The sequence below is a fragment of the Pseudomonas sp. NMI760_13 genome (assembly GCF_021283245.1).
GTDB lineage: Bacteria > Pseudomonadota > Gammaproteobacteria > Pseudomonadales > Pseudomonadaceae > Aquipseudomonas > Aquipseudomonas peradeniyensis.
Map to the genome: position 1 here is coordinate 1 of NZ_JAJSRC010000043.1, position 19,988 is coordinate 19,988.

Here is a 19,988-nt window from a genome sequence, read left to right on the forward strand (position 1 = left end):
AGGGAGCGGTATTCGCTCTCGCTGTAGCTGTAGGTGAAGTTCCACCAGCCCCACGGCAGGTTGTAGAACAGCACGCCATTCTTCGAGCCCTGGGTGTGGTCGCTGACCACGTCGTGGCCGCCGCGCAGCATCAGCTGGTCGGCCAGGCCCAGCGGGCTGTCCCATTCCAGACCGAGGTTGAGCATCTGCTCGCCGGTGCTGCGCTGGCCTTCGTTGTTGCGCGACAGCGAGGCGCGCCAGGGTTTCTGCTGGGTGTTGCGCACCAGCACTTCGCTGCCGCCGACGGCCTTGCCCGGGGTCAGCTCCATCTGCGCCTTGTTCGACGGTAGGCGGTTGAGCTGGTCGACCATCTGCTCGATCTCGCGCAGGTTCAGGCGCTGGTCGATATCGCCGGGGAAGGCCATGGCCAGCTCACGGTCGCTCAGGCCGCTGGCCGGGTCCGGGCGCAACCCTTCCAGGCGCCCTTCCACCACCAGTACCTGCAGATGGCCCGAGGACAGGTCCTGCTGCGGCAGGTAGGCGCGGCTGGTGACCAGGCCGCGACCCAGGTAATGGTCGGTGATGGCCTTGAGCAAGGCATTGAGCTGGGTGACGCCCAGGCACTGGTCGATGAAGGGTTTGAGCAGGCGGTCGCGGTCGGCGGCGGACAGGCTGTCGGCGCCCTTGAGCTCGATGGTGTGGATGGTGAAGCAGCGGCTGTCGGTCGTCGGTTGCGCTTCACCGGGTTCGGCGGCCTTGCCGGGCAGGTTGCGCAGCTCTTCGAGGCGGCGCTGCTGCTCTTCGAGCAGACGGTCCTGGCGGTCGCGGATCAGGTCCTGGTCGCCGGGTGAAACGGCCCAGGCCGCAGGGCAGCACAGCAGGCTCACAAGCGCACAGAGGGCCGTTTTGCGCCCTGAAACTAGACGTCCCGCCATGACCGATCCCTGGTGAACAGTGCAAAGTGGCGGGCATACTATTTTGACATCAAATTGGCGTCAATTTGCCATCATTGAGTTTTTTGTAACACGGCTCCGCGTATTGAATGAAACCATTGAGATAGAGCCGTTTCGCTACAGAGAAAAATTTTCGCCCTGTCGCCGTGAACGACGTGGAGCTGCCGTGCAGCCCCACGACTTGGGCCTTACGGCATCACCGGCGGCACATACTGCAAGGTCGTGCCCAGCGCCCACAGCAGCACCAGCACCAGCGGCACATGCACCAGCAACTGCACGAACGAGAAGCCGATCAGGTCGCGCGCCTTGAGCCCCAGCACCCCCAGCAGCGGCAGCATGTAGAACGGGTTGATCAGGTTCGGCAGCGCCTCGGCGGCGTTGTAGATCTGCACCGCCCAGCCCAGGTGATACTGCAGGTCGTTGGCCACCAGCATCACGTAGGGCGCCTCAATGATCCATTTGCCGCCGCCGGACGGAATGAAGAAACCGAGCACCGCCGAGTACACGCCCATCAGCAGCGCATAGGTGTCATGGGTGGCGATCTGGGTGAAGAACACCGAGATATGGTGGGCCAGGGTCTGGGCATCCGCGCCCTTGACCTGGGTGAGGATGGCGGCGATCGAGCCGTACAGCGGGAACTGGATCAGCACCCCGGTGGTGGTCGGCACGGCGCGGGTCACCGCGTCGAGGAAGCTGCGCGGGCGCCAGTGCAACAAGGCGCCGAGCATGATGAACAGCAGGTTGTAGGTGTTCAACCCGGAGATCGCGGTGATCGCAGGTTTGGTGGCGAACTCCTGGTACAGCCAACCAGCGGCCAGGGCCACCAGCAGCAGGATCAGGATCGGGCTGTATTCCAGCCACTCGCCCGGGCGGGTGCGCTGAGGAGACGGCGGCGCGCTGAAGCTCGGGTCGACGCCGCAGTCCTGGGCGCTGCGGGCGCTGTTCGGCCCCGGGGCGGTGGCGTAGGCCACGACCAGCGAGACGACCACCAGCGCGGCAAGCATCACCCCGGACTGCCAGAGGAAGATGGTCTCGGTGAACGGGATAACCCCGGTGATCGACAGGATCGACGGCGGCAGGCTGGCCGGATTGGCCTGCAGCTGCGCGGCCGACGACGACAGGCCCAGCGCCCACACCGCGCCCAGGCCCAGGTAGGCAGCGGCGCCGGCGGCGCGGTAGTCCATCTTCAGGTCGCTGCGCCGGGCCAGGGCGCGCACCAGCAGGCCGCCGAACACCAGCGACAGGCCCCAGTTGAGCAACGAGGCAAGCATCGAGATCAGCGCCACCCAGCACACCGCCGAGCGGCCGTTCTTCGGCAGCCGCGCCAGGCGGTCGATCAGCCGGGCGGCGGGCGGCGAACTGGCCACCACATAGCCGCCGATGACCACGAAGGCCATCTGCATGGTGAACGGGATCAGGCTCCAGAAGCCGTCACCGAACGCCTTGGCGGTGTCGGTGGGCTTGCCGCCCATGGCCAGGGCGCCGAGGGACACCAGCATCACAGCCAGGGCGGCGAACACCCAGGAGTCGGGGAACCAGCGTTCGGCCCAGTTGGAGCAGCGCAGGGCAAAGCGGGCGGAGCGGCTGTCTTGGATATCAGCGGCCACGATGTTTTCCTTTTTTGGTTTTATTGGTGGATTTTTCAACAGGTATTGCAAAACCCCTGTAGGAGCGGCCTTGTGCCGCGAAAGGGCCGCGCAGCGGCCCCTCGATCTCAGCGCTGATGCCGAAATCGCGGGGCTGCTCTGCAGCCCTTTCGCGGCACAAGGCCGCTCCTACAGGGGGGCGGTGCGGTGCGGGTGATTAGAACGTCATTTCCTTTACATCGTCCGCCACGATCAGCTTGCCGGCGGTCTTCTCGATGATCTCCTCGACGCTCACGCCCGGGGCGGTCTCGCGCAGGATGAAGGCACCGTTTTCGATCTCCAGGTAGGCCAGGTCGGTGAGCACCTTGCGGATGCAGCCGGCACCGGTCAGCGGCAGGCTGCACTTGGGCAGCAGCTTGGATTCGCCATCCTTGGAGGCGTGGGTCATGGTGACGATGATGTTGTCGGCACCGGCCACCAGGTCCATGGCGCCGCCCATGCCCTTGACCAGCTTGCCGGGGATCATCCACGAGGCGATGTTGCCCTGCACATCCACCTCGAAGGCGCCGAGCACGGTGAGGTCGACATGGCCGCCACGGATCATGGCGAAGGATTGCGCCGAATCGAAGATCGACGCGCCACGGCGGGCGGTGACGGTCTGCTTGCCGGCGTTGATCATGTCGGCGTCGATGGTGGCCTCGGTGGGGAACTCGCCCATGCCCAGCAGGCCGTTCTCCGACTGCAGCATCACCTCCATGCCCTCGGGCACGTAGTTGGCCACCAGGGTGGGGATGCCGATGCCGAGGTTGACGTAGTAGCCGTCCTTCAGTTCACGGGCGACGCGTTGCGCCATTTGTTCGCGGATCAATGCCATGGTCAGGATCTCTTTGTTGTTCTTGAGGGCGGCGCTCAGGCCTTGACGGTGCGCTTTTCGATGCGCTTCTCGAAGGTGCCGACGATGACCCGGTCGACATAGATGCCCGGGGTGTGGATCTCGCTGGGCAGCAGCACGCCGGGCTCGACGATCTCCTCGACCTCGACCACGGTGATCTTGCCGGCGGTGGCGGCCAGCGGGTTGAAGTTCTGCGCAGTGTTGCGGTACACCACGTTGCCGTAGTGGTCGGCCTTCCAGCCCTTGACGATGGCAAAGTCGCCGGTGATGGACGCTTCGAGGATGTACTTGCGACCGTTGAACTCGCGCACTTCCTTGCCTTCGGCGACCGGGGTGCCGTAGCCGGTGGCGGTGAAGAAGGCCGGGATACCGGCGCCGCCGGCACGCATCTTCTCGGCCAGGGTGCCTTGCGGGGTGAGTTCCACTTCCAGTTCGCCGCTGAGCAGCTGGCGTTCGAACTCGGCATTTTCGCCGACGTAGGAGGCGACCATCTTGCGGATCTGCCGGTCTTCGAGCAGCACGCCCAGGCCGAAGCCGTCGACGCCGCAGTTGTTCGAGACCACGGTCAGGCCCTTGACGCCGCGGCGCTTGATCTCGGCGATGAGGTTCTCGGGGATGCCGCACAGGCCAAAGCCGCCGGCCAGCACGGTCATGTCGTCGGTCAGGCCCGCCAGGGCCTCTTCATAAGTTGCTACACGCTTGTCCAGTCCGGCCATGCTCAGTCGCCTTTTGTAGTTGTTGGAACCGTACGGTCATCTTCACTGTAGTCGACTGATTTGTTAATTTTGTTTTCGTCATCGATTGATAACTTTTACAAAACAAAGGGCCCGCCCCATGAACGTCAAGCAGCTGCGCGCCTTCGTCACCGTGGCCAAGTACCAGAGCTTCGCCCAGGCCGGCGAGCACCTGCATGTATCGCAACCGGCCCTGAGCCTGACCATCAAGGCGCTGGAGGACAACCTCGGCGGCGCCCTGCTCACCCGCACCACCCGCAGCGTCAGCCTGACCCCCGAGGGCGAAGTGCTGCTGCCCCTGGCCCGGCGCCTGCTGGCCGACTGGGACGACACCGAGGAGATGCTGCGCCAGCGTTTTACCCTGCAGCTGGGGCGGGTCTCGGTGGCGGCCATGCCGGCCTTTGCCGGCAACCTGCTGCCGCAGTCGCTCAAGGTGTTCCGCCAGCGCTACCCCAAGGTCAACGTCACCGTGCACGATGTGATCAACGAGCAGGTGCTGGAACTGGTGCGCCACCGCCGCGTCGAACTGGGCATCGGCTTCGAGCCCGAGAGCAGCGAGGCGCTGCGCTTCCATCCGCTGTACCTGGACCGTTTCGTCGCGGTGGTGCCCGCCGACTCGCCCCTCGCCCGCCAGCCCCAGGTGCGCTGGCCGCAGCTGCTGGCCGAGGATTTCATCGCTCTGCAACGGCCTTCCGCGGTGCGCCTGCTGCTGGAGCAGCACCTGGCCGCCAACCATGGCAAGCTGGCGGTGGCCTTCGAGAGCCACCAGCTGTCGACCATCGGTCGCATGGTCGCCAGCGGCCTGGGCGTCAGCGCGGTGCCGGCGCTGTGCATCGGCCAGATGCAGGAGCTCGGCGCCCGCTGCGTGCCGTTGGTCGAACCGACCGTGGAGCGGCGCATCGGCGTGATCGCCCTGAGCGATCACAAGCTGTCCAAGGCCGCCGAGGCGCTGCTCGATGTATTGCTGACCCATACCCATCCACAGGAGGTGACATGCGTTACGTGAATCTGGCGGGTTCCCGCGTTCCGGCCATCGGCCAGGGCACCTGGTACATGGGCGAGGACCCAGGCCGCAGGGCCGCCGAGGTGGCGGCGCTGCAACAGGGTATCGAACTGGGCCTGGGTCTGATCGACACCGCCGAGATGTACGCCGAGGGCGGTGCCGAGCGCGTGGTCGGCCAGGCCATCGCCGGGCGCCGCGACCAGGTGTTTTTGGTCAGCAAGGTCTATCCGCACAATGCCAGCCGGCGCGGTGTGCCGGCCGCCTGCGAACGCAGCCTCGAGCGCCTGGGCACCGACTGCATCGACCTGTACCTGCTGCACTGGCGCGGCCAGTATCCGCTGGAGGAGACCGTCGAGGCCTTCGAGCGCCTCATCGAGCAGGGCAAGATCCGCCGCTGGGGCGTGTCCAACTTCGACCTCGACGACCTGCGCGAGCTCGACAACCCCGCCTGCGCCACCAACCAGGTGTTGTACAACCCGGCCGAGCGCGGCATCGAGTTCGACCTGCTGCCCTGGAGCCAGCAGCAGGGCCTGCCGACCATGGCCTACTGCCCGCTGGCCCAGGCTGGGCGCCTGCTGCGACATCCCGTGCTGGGCGATATCGCCGCACGCCATGGCGCCACGCCGGCCCAGGTGAGCCTGGCCTGGGTCACGCGCCAGGAGGGCGTGATCGCCATTCCCAAGGCCACCGCCCCGGAACATGTGCGCCTGAACGCGGCGGCGGCAGGGCTGATATTGAGCGAAGCAGACCTGCGGGCCATCGACCAGGCCTTCCCCGCGCCGACCCGCAAGCAGCGCCTGGCAATGGTCTGAACCCCTACAGGGGCCGGCATGATCGATAACAAAGCAAGATCGTTCAAGCCGCCCCCGCGCCGCTCTGTCATGCTGGCCTGCCCTGTCGATTCGTTGTCGTTCCCATGTCCAGCCCACCGCTCGCCCGCAATGCCTTCCTTCACGGTGCCATCGCCATCCTGCCGCTGTCCCTGGCCGTCGCGCCCTGGGGCCTGCTGGCAGGCTCCATGGCCATCGAGGCCAACCTCAGCGCCTGGCAAGGCCAGGGCCTGTCGGCCATCGTCTTCGCCGGCGCCGCGCAGCTGGTGGCCATCGGCATGCTCAAGGGCGGCGCCAACCTGCTGTCGATCCTGCTCACCACCCTGCTGCTGACCTCGCAGCACTTGCTCTACGGGCTGTCCATGCGCCCGGTGATGTCCGGCTTGCCGACCCGCTGGCGCCTGGGCCTGGGCTTTCTGCTCACCGACGAATTCTTCGCCCTGACCAGCCACCACGACCAGCAGCAGTTCAACCGCTGGTACGCCCTGGGCGTCGGCCTGACCTTCTATGTGGCCTGGAACCTGTTCACCCTGGCCGGCATCGTCCTCGGCCAGAACATTCCGCACCTGGACCAGCTGGGCCTGGACTTCTCCATCGTCGCCACCTTCGTCGCGCTGATCGCGCCGCTGGTGCGCAACCTGCCGACCGTGGTGTGCGTGGCGGTGTCGCTGTTCTGCTCGGTGCTGTTCAGCTACTGGCACTGGGAAACTGCCCTGGTGGTGGCAGGCCTGCTTGGCATGGCCGCTGGCTTTATCTGCCAGAAATTCTCCGGAGGCCGCTCATGATCTGGCTGCTGATCGTCGCCATGGGCGCGGTGGTGTTCCTCAACCGCTACGCCTTCCTTGAACCGCGCCTGCCGCTGCGCCTGAGCTCCAATGCACGGCAGTTCCTCGGCTTCGCCGTGCCCGGCATGCTCACCGCGATCTGCGGGCCGATCATCTTCCTGCCCGGCCACCAGCTCGAGCTGAGCCCGCTGAACCCTTACCTGCTTGGTTCGCTGGTGGCGATCGCCCTGGTGCTGTTGACCCGCAGCGTGTTGCTGAGCATGCTGGCGAGCATGCTGATCTTCTTCCTCCTGCGCAGCTGGCTGGCATGACCACGCCCCTGCGCGAACAGGCCCACCTGTGGCAGGCGCCCGCCCTCGGCGACGTCGAGATGCTGCACGCCCGCTACATCCAGCAGCGCTTCGCCCCGCATGTGCACGAAGGCTACGTGTTCACCGTGATCGAATCCGGCGCCCAGCGTTTCTGGCACCGCGGCAGCGAGCACCTGGCGCCGGTGGGCAGCATGGTGCTGATCAATCCCGACGAGCTGCACACCGGTGCCACCGCCCACGAGGCCGGCTGGCGCTACCGTGGCTTCTACCCCGAACACGAGCGGGTCACCGGCGTGCTCGACGAACTGGAGCTGGGCCGCCACGGCCTGCCCCGGTTCAAGGACAGCGTGATCCAGGACCCGGCCCTGGCCGCCGCTTTCAGCCATCTGCACCAGTTGTCCGAGTCCTGCGCCAGCGCCCTGGAGCAACAGACCGCCTGGCGCCAGGCGGTGCTGGCGCTGGTGCAGCGCCACGGCCACTGCGCCGAGCCCGCCGCCCCCGGCAACGAGCCGCTGGCCGTGGCCCGTGCCCGCGAGCTGCTGGAGAGCCGGCTGGTCGAGCCGCCCTCGCTGGAAACCCTGGCGGCGGCGGTGAACCTGTCGCCGTTCCACTTCGCCCGGGTGTTCCGCCAGGCCACCGGCCTGCCGCCCCACGCCTGGCTCAAGCAGCGCCGCCTGGCCCGCGCCCGCGAGCTGTTGCGCAGCGGCCTGCCGGCACTGGAGGTCGCCGTCACCCTGGGCTTCGCCGACCAGAGCCACCTCAGCCGCCAGTTCAAGCAGGCCTATGGGGTTACGCCGGGGGCCTATCGCCAGGCCTGTCTGGGCCTGTAGCTGCGCCCCGGTTCCAGGCGCCTGGCGTGATGCCGGTCATGCCGCGAAAGAACGCAATGAAGGCACTGTCGCTGGCGAAGCCCAGGTCGTCGGCGATGGCGCCCAGCGGCCGCTGCAACGCCAGCTGTTCCATTGCCCGCAACAACCGCCACTGCTGGCGCCATTGCTGATAGGACATGCCGGTATCCCGGCGCAGCAGGCGGCTGATGGTCTTCTCGCTGGCGCCAACCTGCCGCGCCAGTTCACCCAGCGCTGGCGGCAGGCGCTCGAGCCGCTCGACCAGCCCAACCAGGCGGCGATCGCCTGGCAGTGGCAGGAACATCGGCTGGCGCGGCGCCAGGCGCAATTCGCCCAGACACAGCGCCAGCAGGTGCACCTGGTCACCTCGGTCCCAGGCCGTGTCGAACGGCGCCTGGGCAATGCGTTCGAGCAGTTCGCGCAGCAACGGGTTGACGCTGATGATCGTCACGTCGTCGGGCAGCTCCACGTTGAGCACGGCGCTGAAATACAGCGAGCGGTAGTCTACCGTTTCGCGCATGCGCGCCCGATGCTCCAGCCCCGCCGGAATCCACGCAGCCTGGGTCGGTGGCAGCAGGCACAGGCGTCCGGGCGTCTGGATGCGCACGCAGCCCTGGCGGGTGAACAGCACCTGGCCGCGGCCATGGCGGTGGCGCCCCGAGTCGTGGTCGCCCAGAGCCGAGCAGATGCCCAGTACCGGCGCGTCGAAAGCATCGGGGTCGAAGTGGGTGTCGGGGGCTAACCAGGCCATGGCTGTAATTGTCCGATTTCAACGATAGAGCAACGGAATCGCGATAATAGCTCACGGCACAACGTCCCTACCATGAGCGCCCGTTTGTGCTGCAAGGCGTTCACTCCCATGCTTTCCCGTTCCTGGCTGGCCCTGGCCACCGCCCTGCTGATGTTTCCGCAAGTCGCCGAAACCCTCTACAGCCCTGCCCTGGTCTCCTTGGCCGAAGCATTCGCCGTCAGCGCTGCCCAGGCTTCGCTGACCCTGTCGCTGTACTTCGTCGCGTTTGCCGTCGGCGTGCTGGCCTGGGGGCGTGCCTGCGACCTGTGGGGGCGGCGCCCGGCCATGCTTGCCGGCCTGTCGCTCTATACCACCGCAGCACTGGCGGCGCTGCTGGCGGTCGACTTCAGCCAACTGCTGCTGGCGCGGATCGTGGCGGCCTTCGCGGCGGCGGTGGGCTCCGTGGTCACCCAGACCATCCTGCGCGATCGCCACGCCGGCCCTGAACTGGCCCGGGTGTTCTCGTTGATCGGCGTATGCCTGGCGCTCAGCCCGGCGCTCGGGCTGATCAGCGGCGCCTGGCTGGACCGGCTGTTCGGCTATCACGGTGTACTCGCCGGCCAGTTGCTGATGGCCGCGCTGCTGCTCGCCTGGACCTGGCGCGGCCTGCCCGAGACGCGCCCCGCCGCGCAGGCGACGCCCGCGCTCGGCCAGGTGCTGCGACGCCTGCTGCGCGACCGTCGCGTGCTGCTGGCCAGCGCCCTGGTGGCAGTGTTCAACATCAGCGTGTTCAGCTGGTACAGCCTGGCGCCGTTTGTTTTCGAGCGCCTCGGCGCCAGCCCGTGGATGGGCTACTCCGGCGCGGCGCTGGCGCTCGGCTCGCTGCTGGGCGCGCGACTCAATGCACGACTGTTGCAGCGCGGGGTGGCCACGGCGCGCCTGCTGCGCCTGGCGTGCCTGCTCGACCTGCTGGCGGCGCTGGCACTGCTGGGGCTGGGCGACAGCCTGTGGACGGTGCTGGCCATGGCCCTGGTGATGTTCGCCTTCGCCATGGCGATTCCGCTGGTGCTGGGCTCGGCGCTGGTCGACTACGCCGACTGCCGTGGCACGGCGGGCGCGTTGTTCGGCTTGTTCTACTACCTGCAGATTGGCGCGGGACTGCTGCTGGCGGGTGCCTGCCAGGCTATGGGGGCGACGCTGTTTGTCTGTGCGCTGGCGGGCTGGGCACTGGCCATCGGCTACGAGCAGCCTGGCCGGGCGCTGCTACACTCAAGGGGCTGAATGGAGGATCGCGTCATGTCCGAACGAGAAATCACCACGCTCCTGTCGCTGATGAGCCAGCGCCAGGCCTGCCTGAGCAGCGCCTGCAAGGAGATCGCCGACTGGATCGACCGCCAGGGCGATGTGCCCGCCGCCGGGAAGATCCGCGCCAGCCTGAAGGCGCTGGAGGCCGAGGATGCACAGGTGCGCAAGACCCTGACCTCGCTGAACATCGAACGGCCGTTGCCACGTTTTCGTAGCTGACGGGCCGCTGGGGCTGCTTTGCAGCCCGTTCGCGGCACAAGGCCGCTCCTACAGGGGACTGCGATTTCCTCTGTAGGAGCGGCCTTGTGCCGCGAACGGGCGCAAAGCGCCCCCGATCCACGATCAGTGGTTCATATGCATATGGTCATGCCCGCCGCTGGCCTCGGCGTTGAGCGCACGCACCGGCGCCTGCACCTGCAAGGTTTCCTTCGCGCCCTTGGCATCGATGATGGTCAGGGTCAGCGGCACCTGCTCGCCTTCCTTCACCTGCTGGTTCAGGCCCATCAACATCACGTGGTAGCCATTGGGGTCCAGCTTGACGGGCTTGCCCGCCGGCAGCGCGATGGCATCGACCGGCCCCATCTTCATCACATCGCCGTTCATGACCATCTCATGCACCTGCACGTCCTTGGCCACGGGTGAGGCGACGCTCACCAGCTTGCTGTCGCTGCTGGCAGTCAGGGTCATGAAGGCGCCGGTCGATTGCTGGTGCGGTACGCTGGCGCGCACCCAGGCGTCGCTCACGGTGGTCTGGGCGAACGCCGGCAGGGTCATGCCCAGCAGGGCCAGGGCGGCCAGACCGCGTTTGATCGGTTGCATCGACATTCAGCAGATCTCCATCAGGGTGACCAGGTCCTCGGCACATTCCTTGGCGTTCAGGGAATGGCCCAGGCTCAGGCGCAGGGTGCCACGTGTGTCGTAGACGTAGCTGGTGGACGAGTGAGAGACAGTGTAGGTGTCGCCGGCCGGGACCTTTTCGTAGAACACCTTGAATTCCCGGGCCACCTCGGCGATTTCCTCGGGGGTACCGGTCAGGGCAACGATCGACGGGTCGAAGGCCTTGACGTAGGCATCGAGTATCTCGGGGCTGTCGCGCTCCGGATCCAGGGTGATGAACACCGGCTGGAACAGGTCACGGTCACGGCCGCGCAGGATCTTGCGGATCTGCGCCACGCGCGCCATGGCGGTCGGGCAGACGGCCGGGCACTGGGTGAAGCCGAAGAAGATCATCGGCATCGAGCCGTAGAAACTCGACAGGGTGCGCTCGTTGCCTTGAGTGTCCTTGAGCTTGAACTTGCGCCCGAGGATCTCGTTGCTCATGTTCTTGCCGTACTTGAAGTCCAGGCCCCGGGCCGGGTTGCAACCCGCCAGCAGGCCAAGCCCCAGTACGCCCATCCCGGCGACAACCGCGCGCCGGGTCAACAGATCATTCATGGAACCATCCTTTACAGGGAAGGTGCCGACCCCTGGGATGGGCCGGCCAGAAAACCGGGGCATTCTGTCACGCCACCCCTGCACCATCCACCCGATATCCGGCCGACCAGGCTGCAGCCCTTTGTTTACGGGGCGCGACCGGTTGTCGCAGGGGTTGAATCCGTAACACTTTGTTGCTAGGGATCAATGCACAACACCTGAAAACATCGCGGGGCAAGCCCGCTCCCACGCATTGATCCAGGCATGGCCCAGGCGTGGGAGCGGGCTTGCCCCGCGATGGCGTCACCACTGGCGATCAGTAGTACGCGTTTTCCTTCTGGCTGTGGTCGGTCACGTCACGCACGCCCTTGAGCTCCGGAATGCGTTCGAGCAGGGCGCGCTCGATGCCTTCCTTCAGCGTCACGTCGGCCTGGCCGCAGCCCTGGCAGCCGCCGCCGAACTGCAGCACGGCGATGCCGTCGTCGACCACGTCCACCAGGCTCACGGCGCCGCCGTGGCTGGCCAGGCCCGGGTTGATCTCGGTCTGCAGGTAGTAGTTGATACGCTCGTTGATCGGGCTGTCTTCGTTGACCATCGGCACCTTGGCGTTCGGCGCCTTGATGGTCAGCTGGCCGCCCATGCGGTCGGTGGCGTAGTCGACCAGCGCGTCCTCGAGGAACGGCACGCTGACTGCGTCGAGGTAGGCGGTGAAGCTCTTCAGGCCCACCGGCTGGTCGTCGGGTTTCTCCTCGCCAGGCTTGCAGTAGGCGATGCAGGTCTCGGCGTAGGTGGTACCCGGCTGGGTGATGAAGATACGGATGCCGATGCCAGGCGTGTTCTGCTTGGAGAGCAGATCGGCCAGGTAATCATGGGCGGCGTCGGTAATGGTTATAGCGCTCATGGAAGTTCCTCACAGACTTGCCGGCAGTGTACGCCAACCCGGCCCTCGAACAAAGTCCTAGCATTTGACTCGGGATAGCGCCAGCGCAGGCTCCTGGGCGCCACGCCCCGCGAATCCGGCCTTGAGCCGCCCGTATAGGCCACGCTCCAGCCAGTGGTAGCTGAGCCACGACATTAGTCCGATTGACGGCACGCACAAGGCGAACACCAGGTACGGATTCAGGCGCAGGCGTTCGCTGGCGAACAGGCCGCCATACAGCACCAGCACATGCACCAGGTAGACCGAATAGGAGCAATCCCCCAGCGCCTTGAGCACCCGGTTACCCTTGAAGAATGGCTCCAGGGCGATGAACGCCAGCACCACCAGGGCGCTGGGCAGGCCCCAGTGCAGGAGGCGCTGCGAGGCGTCCAGGTGATACAGCGCATACCCCGCCACGCCGAGCAGCCCCAGCGGCAGCCACAAGCCCTGGCGAATCAGCCCGCGGCGGTACAGCACGCCCAGGCCAATGCCCAGCAGGAACTCGTAGACGATGTCGTTGCTGTAGAAGCGGCTGAGCACGCCGAGGCGGCCCAGTACCTCGCTGACCAGCAGCAGCGCCGCCGTCACCAACAGCAGGTGGTGGCGCTGGCGCACCAGGAACGCCAGGCCGAACAACAGGTAGAAGAACATCTCGAAGTTCAGCGTCCAGCCGACATTGAGGGTCGGATACAAGCCGTAGCCGCCCGGATTCTCCGCCGGGATGAACAACAGCGACAGCAGCAGGTGCTGCCATTCGAACACCTGGTGCGGCATCCAGCGGCTGGCGACCAGCATCAGCGCTGCCATCAGCAGGGTGTAGAACCAGTAGGCGGGCACGATGCGCAGGGCGCGGTTGAGCAGGAACTGTGCGGGCGCGATGTCCTTGTCGCGGGTCGAGAGGTAGATCACCAGGCCACTGATGACGAAGAAGATGTCCACCCCCACCGCGCCGCGGTCGGCGAGCAGTTGGCCGATAGGGCCGGTGGCGTTGAAGTCGAAGAAGATCTGCATGAAGTGGTGGCAGACCACCACCCAGGCGGCGAATGCCCGGAGAGCCTGAAGCGAATACAGCATGAAAAACCCTGCGTTGACCGGTGCGTTGAGGCTTCGGCAATCAGGCTATGTCATCGCGGGGGTAGGAGCGGCCTTGTGCCGCGAAAGGGCCGCTGCGCGGCCCCAGCAATCTTTGCAGCGTTGCTGGAGGCCCCTGGGGCTGCTTTGCAGCCCTTTCGCGGCACAAGGCCGCTCCTACCCCGGCGATGGCTGCAGAGCCATTTCAACCGAAACCATCCAGCAGTTCCGACCGCAACAGGCCGGGAAAGTCCCGGCCAACCGATCAGAGGTTCTCGTAGCGGTTCATGTCCAGCACCCCCGCCTCCACCGGCTCGGTCTGCTTGATGTAGCTGTTCAGGTCATGGAAGTAGCGCCAGAACTCGGGATGGCTGCGACGCACGCCCCAGCGCATGACGATGCGCTCGAACTTCGCCGTGTCGTCCCGCGCCGCTTCCATGTCCTCGACGAACTCCGGCACATCGGCCACCGGGATGTTGAAGATGAAGTTGGGGTAGCTGCTGAGCACGCCCGGGACCAGGGTCAGGGTGTCCAGCCCCGGCTGGTAGCGGTAGGCCTCGCCGAGCAGGAACGCCACGTTGCTGTGGGCGCGGTTGCGCAGCAGGCTGTAGACCTGGCGCTGACCGCCCTGCCCTTCGATGCGCAGCATGGTCGCCTCGGGCAGCTGGCCGATCACCTTCAGGCCCGCGGCCGGGCGCGACACCAGGCGGCTCAACGACTGCTCGACGTCGCGAAACTCCTGGGACAGCCCGGGTCGCGAGCAATAGGCGCCCTGGCAGCGGTTGATCGGGTCGGGGGCCACGTTCAGGCTGCCGGTGCGCTGCAGCAACTGCAGGCCGAAGTCACGCTTGGGATCGTGCTTGTCCAGCTTCAGCGCGCTCGGGGTGCTGGTGTCGATGTCCTCGTAGTCCATCCACATCTTCACCTTGCCGCTGTTCTGGTACCAGTTGCCAAGGATCTCGCTACGCTTGCCGGCCGGCATCAGGCGCAGGAAGTTGACCTCGGCGCCATTGCGGATCAGGTCGAAGTACAGGCGCGTCTGCAGCTGGTGCGAGACGTTGCCGAACACGTCGAAGTTCACCGCCAGCTGGTAGTAGGTGCGCTCGAACAGCGGGTAGTCGAACAGCCACATCGTCAGCGGCACATCACCGATCAGGCCCTTGGTCACCGAGGCGCTGTCGAAGTGGCGGAAGATGCTCAGCAACGCGTTGTCGTTGCCGGCCCACAGGGTCGACCAGCTCGGCGCCGGTTGCTCGGCATAGGCCTCGCGACGCAGCGCCTCGTACTCGTTGCGCTTGTCACGGTAGGCGTGCCACAGGCTCAGCACGCTGCCGACGTCGTCGATCTGCCCGGGCATGGCCAGCAGCGGCGTGGCCTCGCCCCGGTACTCGGCATCGGTGATGTACAGGTCGTGGGCCGGCTCCTGGAACAGCGCCCAGAAGTTGTCACGAATCACGTCGGTGGCGATCTGGCCACGGCATACCGGGCCGCGGATGAAGGTGCGGACGAAGTACTCGGCGTTGTCCAGCATGAACTGGTAGCGGGCCACCGCCGGGATCGCCTCGAAGGTCTCGAACGGGTTGGCGCGGTGGCGCGGGCCGTAGCCGGGCAGCGACGAGGCATGCCAGTCGCCGCTGTAGAACAGCTGCTTGACCCGCTTGAGCTTCTGCGGCCCCATCGGGTAGGTGATGTGGGTCTTGTGGACGATCACGCCCTGCACCGGCATCAGCCGGTAGTAGAAATCGGTGCCCGGCGGGTCGTTGGGCCGGCGGGTGGCGATCAGGTCCACCGGCTGGCCACTTGGCGTGCGCGAACGCACCCACTGGAAGAAGTGGCCCGGCTCGCCGCCGACGAAGTGGATGTGGGCGAGGAACAGGTGCTCGTACAGCCAGCGGCCGACCAGTGCCTCGGTCGAACCGGGGCGGTTGAGCAGCTCTTCCCAGTCGGCGATCTGCTTTGCCTCGACCGCGCTGGGCTGGATCGGCGTCTTCTCGACCGGAGCGCCAGCCGCCAGCCAGCGCTGCAGGGTCTGGTACTCCTGGTCGGTCAGGCCGGTGACCGCCAGCGGCATGCCCTCCTTGGGGTGGGCGCCGGCGTAGGCGTCGAACTCGTGGGGCAACGGGCACATGTTGTTGCGGTTGAGCCCCAGGACGATCTCCTCGGGCAGCTTGGCATTGGGCGTGAGCGGGGTCTTGTGGCCCAGCTCGAGCATGCGCGCCATCAGCGCGGCCTGGCTGCCCTGCTTGTCCAGCACCGAGTAGAAGCCCTGCTTGCGCCAGCCGGCTTCGTCACGGGCATCGTAGAACAACCGCGTGGTGGGCACCGCCTGGCTGCGCTCGCCCTGGTAGACCGGCACCTTGGAAGCACCCCGCTCGGCGCCCTCGGCGCTGCCCAGGTTGAGCTGGCAGGCAGCGTCGTTGCAGGCGTGGCAGGCCACGCACTTCTCGGTGAAGATCGGTTGGATATCCCGGGTGTATGAAATCGTCGGGCTCGCTTGGGGGGCCTGCCCGAACGCCGCGCCACTGATGAGCAAGGCGAAGGCGCTGGCAAATATGCGATGCAGCATGTGCCGAAAGTCCTGGTTACTTGAAGCCATCACGATGTGCCTGGCGGGTCCTGAGGTGTTGGGGCGCCGCACCAACATGAAGTAAATTCATGCAAATCGGCGGTACGCCTAAAATCCGTGCAGCTTTGTTATTATTCGGCACCTTCTGATATTCGCCCGACCAGGTAGTTCCTATGTCCGACCGCAGCGCTCGTTACCAAGCACTCCAGAAAGCACTCAAAGAGCGCATCCTGATCCTCGACGGCGGCATGGGTACTATGATCCAGAGTTACCGCCTCGAGGAACACGACTATCGTGGCACGCGCTTCGCCGATTGGCCAAGCGATGTCAAAGGCAACAATGATCTGCTGCTGCTCAGCCGCCCGGATGTCATCGCCGCGATCGAGAAAGCCTACCTGGACGCCGGCGCCGATATCCTCGAGACCAACACCTTCAACGCCACGCAGATTTCCCAGGCCGACTACGGCATGGAAGCGCTGGTGTACGAGCTCAACGTCGAGGGCGCGCGCGTTGCCCGTCAGGTGGCCGACGCCAAGACCCTCGAGACCCCGGACAAGCCGCGCTTCGTCGCCGGCGTGCTCGGCCCGACCAGCCGCACCTGCTCGATCTCCCCCGACGTCAACGACCCAGGCTATCGCAACGTCACCTTCGATGAACTGGTGGAGAACTACATCGAGGCCACCCGTGGCCTGATCGAGGGCGGCGCCGACCTGATCCTGATCGAGACCATCTTTGACACCCTCAATGCCAAGGCGGCGATTTTCGCCGTGCAGCAGGTGTTCGAGGAGGACGACGTCGAACTGCCGATCATGATCTCCGGCACCATCACCGACGCCTCCGGCCGCACCCTGTCGGGCCAGACCACCGAAGCCTTCTGGAACTCGGTACGCCACGCCAAGCCGATCTCCGTCGGCCTGAACTGCGCCCTCGGCGCCAAGGACCTGCGCCCGTACCTGGAAGAGCTGGCGACCAAGGCCGACACCCATGTGTCCGCCCACCCCAACGCCGGCCTGCCCAACGCCTTCGGCGAATACGACGAGACCCCGGCGGAAATGGCCGCGGTGGTCGAGGAGTTCGCCGCCAGCGGCTTCCTCAACATCATCGGCGGTTGCTGCGGCACCACCCCGCCGCACATCCAGGCCATCGCCGAGGCGGTCGCCAAGTACAAGCCGCGTGCGATTCCGGACATCCCCAAGGCCTGCCGCCTGTCGGGCCTGGAACCGTTCACCATCGATCGCCAGTCGCTGTTCGTCAACGTCGGCGAGCGTACCAACATCACCGGCTCCGCCAAGTTCGCCCGGCTGATCCGCGAGGAGAACTACACCGAGGCCCTGGAAGTCGCCCTGCAGCAGGTCGAGGCCGGCGCCCAGGTGATCGACATCAACATGGACGAAGGGATGCTCGACTCCCAGGCCGCCATGGTCCGCTTCCTCAACCTGATCGCCGGCGAGCCGGACATCTCCCGGGTGCCGATCATGATCGACTCCTCCAAGTGGGAGGTGATCGAGGCCGGCCTCAAGTGCATCCAGGGCAAGGGCATCGTCAACTCGATCTCGATGAAGGAAGGCGTCGAGCAGTTCAAGCACCACGCCCGCCTGTGCAAGCGCTACGGCGCCGCCGTGGTGGTGATGGCCTTCGACGAGGTCGGCCAGGCCGACACCGCCGCGCGCAAGCGCGAGATCTGCCAGCGCAGCTACGACATCCTGGTCAACGAGGTGGGCTTCCCGCCGGAAGACATCATTTTCGACCCGAACATCTTCGCCGTCGCCACCGGCATCGAGGAGCACAACAACTACGCGGTAGATTTCATCGAGGCCTGCGCCTACATCCGCGATCACCTGCCGTATGCCCTGAGTTCCGGCGGCGTGTCCAACGTGTCGTTCTCGTTCCGCGGCAACAACCCGGTGCGCGAGGCGATCCACTCGGTGTTCCTCTACCACGCGATCCAGAACGGCCTGACCATGGGTATCGTCAACGCCGGCCAGCTGGAGATCTATGACGAGATCCCGGCGGCATTGCGTGAGAAGGTCGAGGACGTGGTGCTCAACCGCACCCCGCACGGTACCGACGCCCTGCTGGCGATTGCCGACGACTACAAGGGCGGCGGCGCCACCAAGGAAGTCGAGAACGAAGAATGGCGCTCGATGCCGGTGGACAAGCGCCTCGAGCATGCGCTGGTCAAGGGCATCACCGCCTACATCGTCGAAGACACCGAAGAATGCCGCCAGCAGTCGGCGCGCCCCATCGAAGTCATCGAAGGCCCGCTGATGAGCGGCATGAACGTGGTCGGTGACCTGTTCGGCGCCGGCAAGATGTTCCTGCCGCAGGTGGTGAAGTCCGCCCGCGTGATGAAACAGGCCGTGGCCCACCTCATTCCGTTCATCGAGGAAGAGAAAGGCGACAAACCGGAGGCCAAGGGCAAGATCCTCATGGCCACGGTCAAGGGCGACGTGCACGACATCGGCAAGAACATCGTCGGTGTGGTGCTCGGTTGCAACGGCTACGATATCGTCGACATGGGCGTGATGGTCCCGGCCGAGAAGATCCTGCAGACCGCCCGCGAGCAGAAGTGCGACATCATCGGCCTGTCCGGCCTGATCACCCCGTCGCTGGACGAAATGGTCCACGTCGCCCGCGAGATGCAGCGCCAGGACTTCCACCTGCCGCTGATGATCGGTGGCGCCACCACCTCGAAAGCCCACACCGCGGTGAAGATCGAGCCCAAGTATTCCAATGACGCCGTGGTCTATGTCACCGACGCCTCGCGCGCGGTGGGCGTGGCCACCCAGCTGCTGTCCAAGGAGCTCAAGAGCGGCTTCGTCGAGAAGACCCGCCAGGAATACGTCGAGGTGCGCGAGCGCACCGCCAACCGCAGCGCCCGCACCGAACGCCTGAGCTACGCCCAGGCCATCGCCGCCAAGCCGCAGTACGACTGGGCCGGCTACCAGGCCGCGGTGCCCTCCTTCACCGGCGTCAAGGTGCTGGAAGACATCGACCTGCGCACCCTGGCCGAGTACATCGACTGGACGCCGTTCTTCATCTCCTGGGACCTGGCCGGCAAGTTCCCGCGCATCCTCACCGACGAAGTGGTCGGCGAGGCTGCCACGGCGCTGTACAAGGACGCCCGCGAAATGCTCGACAAGCTGATCGACGAGAAGCTGATCAGCGCCCGCGCGGTGTTCGGTTTCTGGCCGGCCAACCAGGTCGAACACGACGACATCGAGGTGTATGGCGGCAACGGTGACACCCTGGCCACCCTCCACCACCTGCGCCAGCAGACTATCAAGCCCGACGGCAAGCCGAACTGGTCGCTGGCCGACTTCGTCGCGCCGAAGGACAGCGGCGTGACCGACTATGTCGGCGGTTTCATCACCACCGCCGGCATCGGCGCCGAGGAAGTGGCCAAGGCCTACCAGGACAAGGGCGACGACTACAGCTCGATCATGGTCAAGGCCCTGGCCGACCGCCTGGCCGAGGCCTGCGCCGAGTGGCTGCACGAGCAGGTGCGCAAGGAGCACTGGGGTTACGCCAAGGACGAGCACCTGGACAACGAGGCGCTGATCAAGGAGCAGTACAGCGGTATCCGCCCGGCCCCCGGCTACCCGGCCTGCCCGGACCACACCGAGAAGGAAACCCTGTTCCGCCTGCTCGATGGCACCGCCATCGGCGAGACCGGCCCGAGCGGCGTGTTCCTCACCGAACACTTCGCCATGTTCCCGGCGGCGGCAGTCAGCGGCTGGTACTTCGCCCACCCGCAGGCGCAGTACTTCGCCGTGGGCAAGGTGGACAAGGACCAGATCGAGCGATACAGCGCGCGCAAGGGCCAGGATGTCAGCGTCAGCGAACGCTGGTTGGCGCCGAACCTGGGCTACGAGGGCTGACCAGCCCTGCGCTGCCCCCTCTGTGTAGGAGCGGCCTTGCGCCGCGAAAGGGCTGCGTAGCAGCCCCAGGATCTCAGTGTTGATGCAACGATCGCTGGGGCCGCTCTGCGGCCCTTTCGCGGCGCAAGGCCGCTCCTACAGGGAAATGTAAGTCAGCTTTTCCTTCCCCGACACATGCACAA

The 19,988-nt window shown here is 66.0% G+C and carries 18 protein-coding genes; 8 read left to right on the forward strand and 10 right to left on the reverse strand.

Annotation, left to right across the window (positions count from 1 at the left end):
• From LU671_RS27520 to LU671_RS27535, 4 genes are all read right to left on the reverse strand, one after another.
• A partial coding sequence (locus LU671_RS27520; protein WP_269806844.1) for a ShlB/FhaC/HecB family hemolysin secretion/activation protein occupies positions 1–914 on the reverse strand: 914 nt, incomplete at its 3' end.
• Positions 915–1,120: 206 nt separating this feature from the next.
• The gene (locus tag LU671_RS27525) at positions 1,121–2,539 is read right to left on the reverse strand and encodes a short-chain fatty acid transporter (protein WP_062360297.1); all 1,419 of its coding nucleotides are present in this window, start codon (positions 2,537–2,539) and stop codon (positions 1,121–1,123) included.
• 196 nt (positions 2,540–2,735) lie between these two features.
• A complete protein-coding gene (locus LU671_RS27530) occupies positions 2,736–3,392 on the reverse strand; it encodes a CoA transferase subunit B (RefSeq protein ID WP_232857579.1) in 657 nt (218 codons plus the stop codon).
• A 35-nt stretch (positions 3,393–3,427) separates the two neighbouring features.
• Positions 3,428–4,126, reverse strand: coding sequence for a CoA transferase subunit A (locus LU671_RS27535; protein ID WP_050705130.1), 699 nt, complete (start codon positions 4,124–4,126; stop codon positions 3,428–3,430).
• Between the two features lie 118 nt (positions 4,127–4,244).
• Here LU671_RS27535 and LU671_RS27540 point away from each other — a divergent pair, with 118 nt between their 5' ends.
• The 5 genes from LU671_RS27540 (at position 4,245) to LU671_RS27560 (ending at position 7,903) form a co-directional block, all read left to right on the forward strand.
• Entirely contained in the window at positions 4,245–5,150 is a 906-nt protein-coding gene (locus tag LU671_RS27540; RefSeq protein ID WP_050705129.1) for a LysR family transcriptional regulator, read from the forward strand.
• Positions 5,138–5,959 (forward strand): aldo/keto reductase, encoded by an 822-nt coding sequence (locus LU671_RS27545; RefSeq protein ID WP_232857580.1) that lies wholly within the window; start codon positions 5,138–5,140, stop codon positions 5,957–5,959. Before LU671_RS27540 ends, LU671_RS27545 begins: the two co-directional genes overlap by 13 nt.
• Positions 5,960–6,063: 104 nt before the next feature.
• Entirely contained in the window at positions 6,064–6,762 is a 699-nt protein-coding gene (locus LU671_RS27550; RefSeq protein WP_203646253.1) for an AzlC family ABC transporter permease, read from the forward strand.
• Positions 6,759–7,073: an AzlD domain-containing protein gene (locus LU671_RS27555; RefSeq protein ID WP_062574311.1), complete on the forward strand. Its 315-nt coding sequence runs from the start codon at positions 6,759–6,761 to the stop codon at positions 7,071–7,073. Before LU671_RS27550 ends, LU671_RS27555 begins: the two co-directional genes overlap by 4 nt.
• Complete coding sequence (locus LU671_RS27560; RefSeq protein WP_203646252.1) at positions 7,070–7,903, forward strand: AraC family transcriptional regulator; 834 nt, start codon at positions 7,070–7,072, stop codon at positions 7,901–7,903. Before LU671_RS27555 ends, LU671_RS27560 begins: the two co-directional genes overlap by 4 nt.
• Here the strand turns inward: LU671_RS27560 and LU671_RS27565 are convergent.
• Positions 7,863–8,672 carry an AraC family transcriptional regulator gene (locus LU671_RS27565; protein WP_203646251.1) on the reverse strand — a complete coding sequence of 270 codons (810 nt, stop codon included), beginning with the start codon at positions 8,670–8,672 and terminating at the stop codon, positions 7,863–7,865. The genes LU671_RS27560 and LU671_RS27565 overlap by 41 nt on opposite strands.
• 108 nt (positions 8,673–8,780) lie before the next feature.
• On the opposite strand from LU671_RS27565, the gene LU671_RS27570 reads away from it, so the two are divergent.
• Together LU671_RS27570 and LU671_RS27575 are read left to right on the forward strand one after the other, a co-directional pair.
• Entirely contained in the window at positions 8,781–9,932 is a 1,152-nt protein-coding gene (locus LU671_RS27570) for an MFS transporter (RefSeq protein ID WP_203646250.1), read from the forward strand.
• Positions 9,933–9,947: 15 nt separating this feature from the next.
• A complete protein-coding gene (locus LU671_RS27575; RefSeq protein WP_023630605.1) occupies positions 9,948–10,175 on the forward strand; it encodes a hypothetical protein in 228 nt (75 codons plus the stop codon).
• 123 nt (positions 10,176–10,298) lie between these two features.
• On the opposite strand, the gene LU671_RS27580 is transcribed toward LU671_RS27575, so the two are convergent.
• The 5 genes from LU671_RS27580 to LU671_RS27600 form a co-directional block, all read right to left on the reverse strand.
• Positions 10,299–10,781 carry a copper chaperone PCu(A)C gene (locus LU671_RS27580; RefSeq protein ID WP_203646249.1) on the reverse strand — a complete coding sequence of 161 codons (483 nt, stop codon included), beginning with the start codon at positions 10,779–10,781 and terminating at the stop codon, positions 10,299–10,301.
• Positions 10,782–11,390: an SCO family protein gene (locus LU671_RS27585; protein WP_203646248.1), complete on the reverse strand. Its 609-nt coding sequence runs from the start codon at positions 11,388–11,390 to the stop codon at positions 10,782–10,784.
• A gap of 295 nt (positions 11,391–11,685) precedes the next feature.
• Positions 11,686–12,270, reverse strand: coding sequence for a Fe-S biogenesis protein NfuA (gene nfuA / locus LU671_RS27590; protein WP_232857583.1), 585 nt, complete (start codon positions 12,268–12,270; stop codon positions 11,686–11,688).
• Between the two features lie 57 nt (positions 12,271–12,327).
• Positions 12,328–13,362: an acyltransferase family protein gene (locus LU671_RS27595; protein ID WP_198745147.1), complete on the reverse strand. Its 1,035-nt coding sequence runs from the start codon at positions 13,360–13,362 to the stop codon at positions 12,328–12,330.
• A gap of 262 nt (positions 13,363–13,624) precedes the next feature.
• Positions 13,625–15,925, reverse strand: a complete 2,301-nt coding sequence (locus LU671_RS27600) for a fatty acid cis/trans isomerase (RefSeq protein ID WP_232857585.1) — start codon at positions 15,923–15,925, stop codon at positions 13,625–13,627.
• 173 nt (positions 15,926–16,098) lie between these two features.
• Between LU671_RS27600 and metH the strand changes: the two genes are divergently transcribed.
• Positions 16,099–19,806 carry a methionine synthase gene (gene metH / locus LU671_RS27605; protein ID WP_203646243.1) on the forward strand — a complete coding sequence of 1,236 codons (3,708 nt, stop codon included), beginning with the start codon at positions 16,099–16,101 and terminating at the stop codon, positions 19,804–19,806.
• The last annotated feature ends 182 nt before the right edge of the window (positions 19,807–19,988 follow it).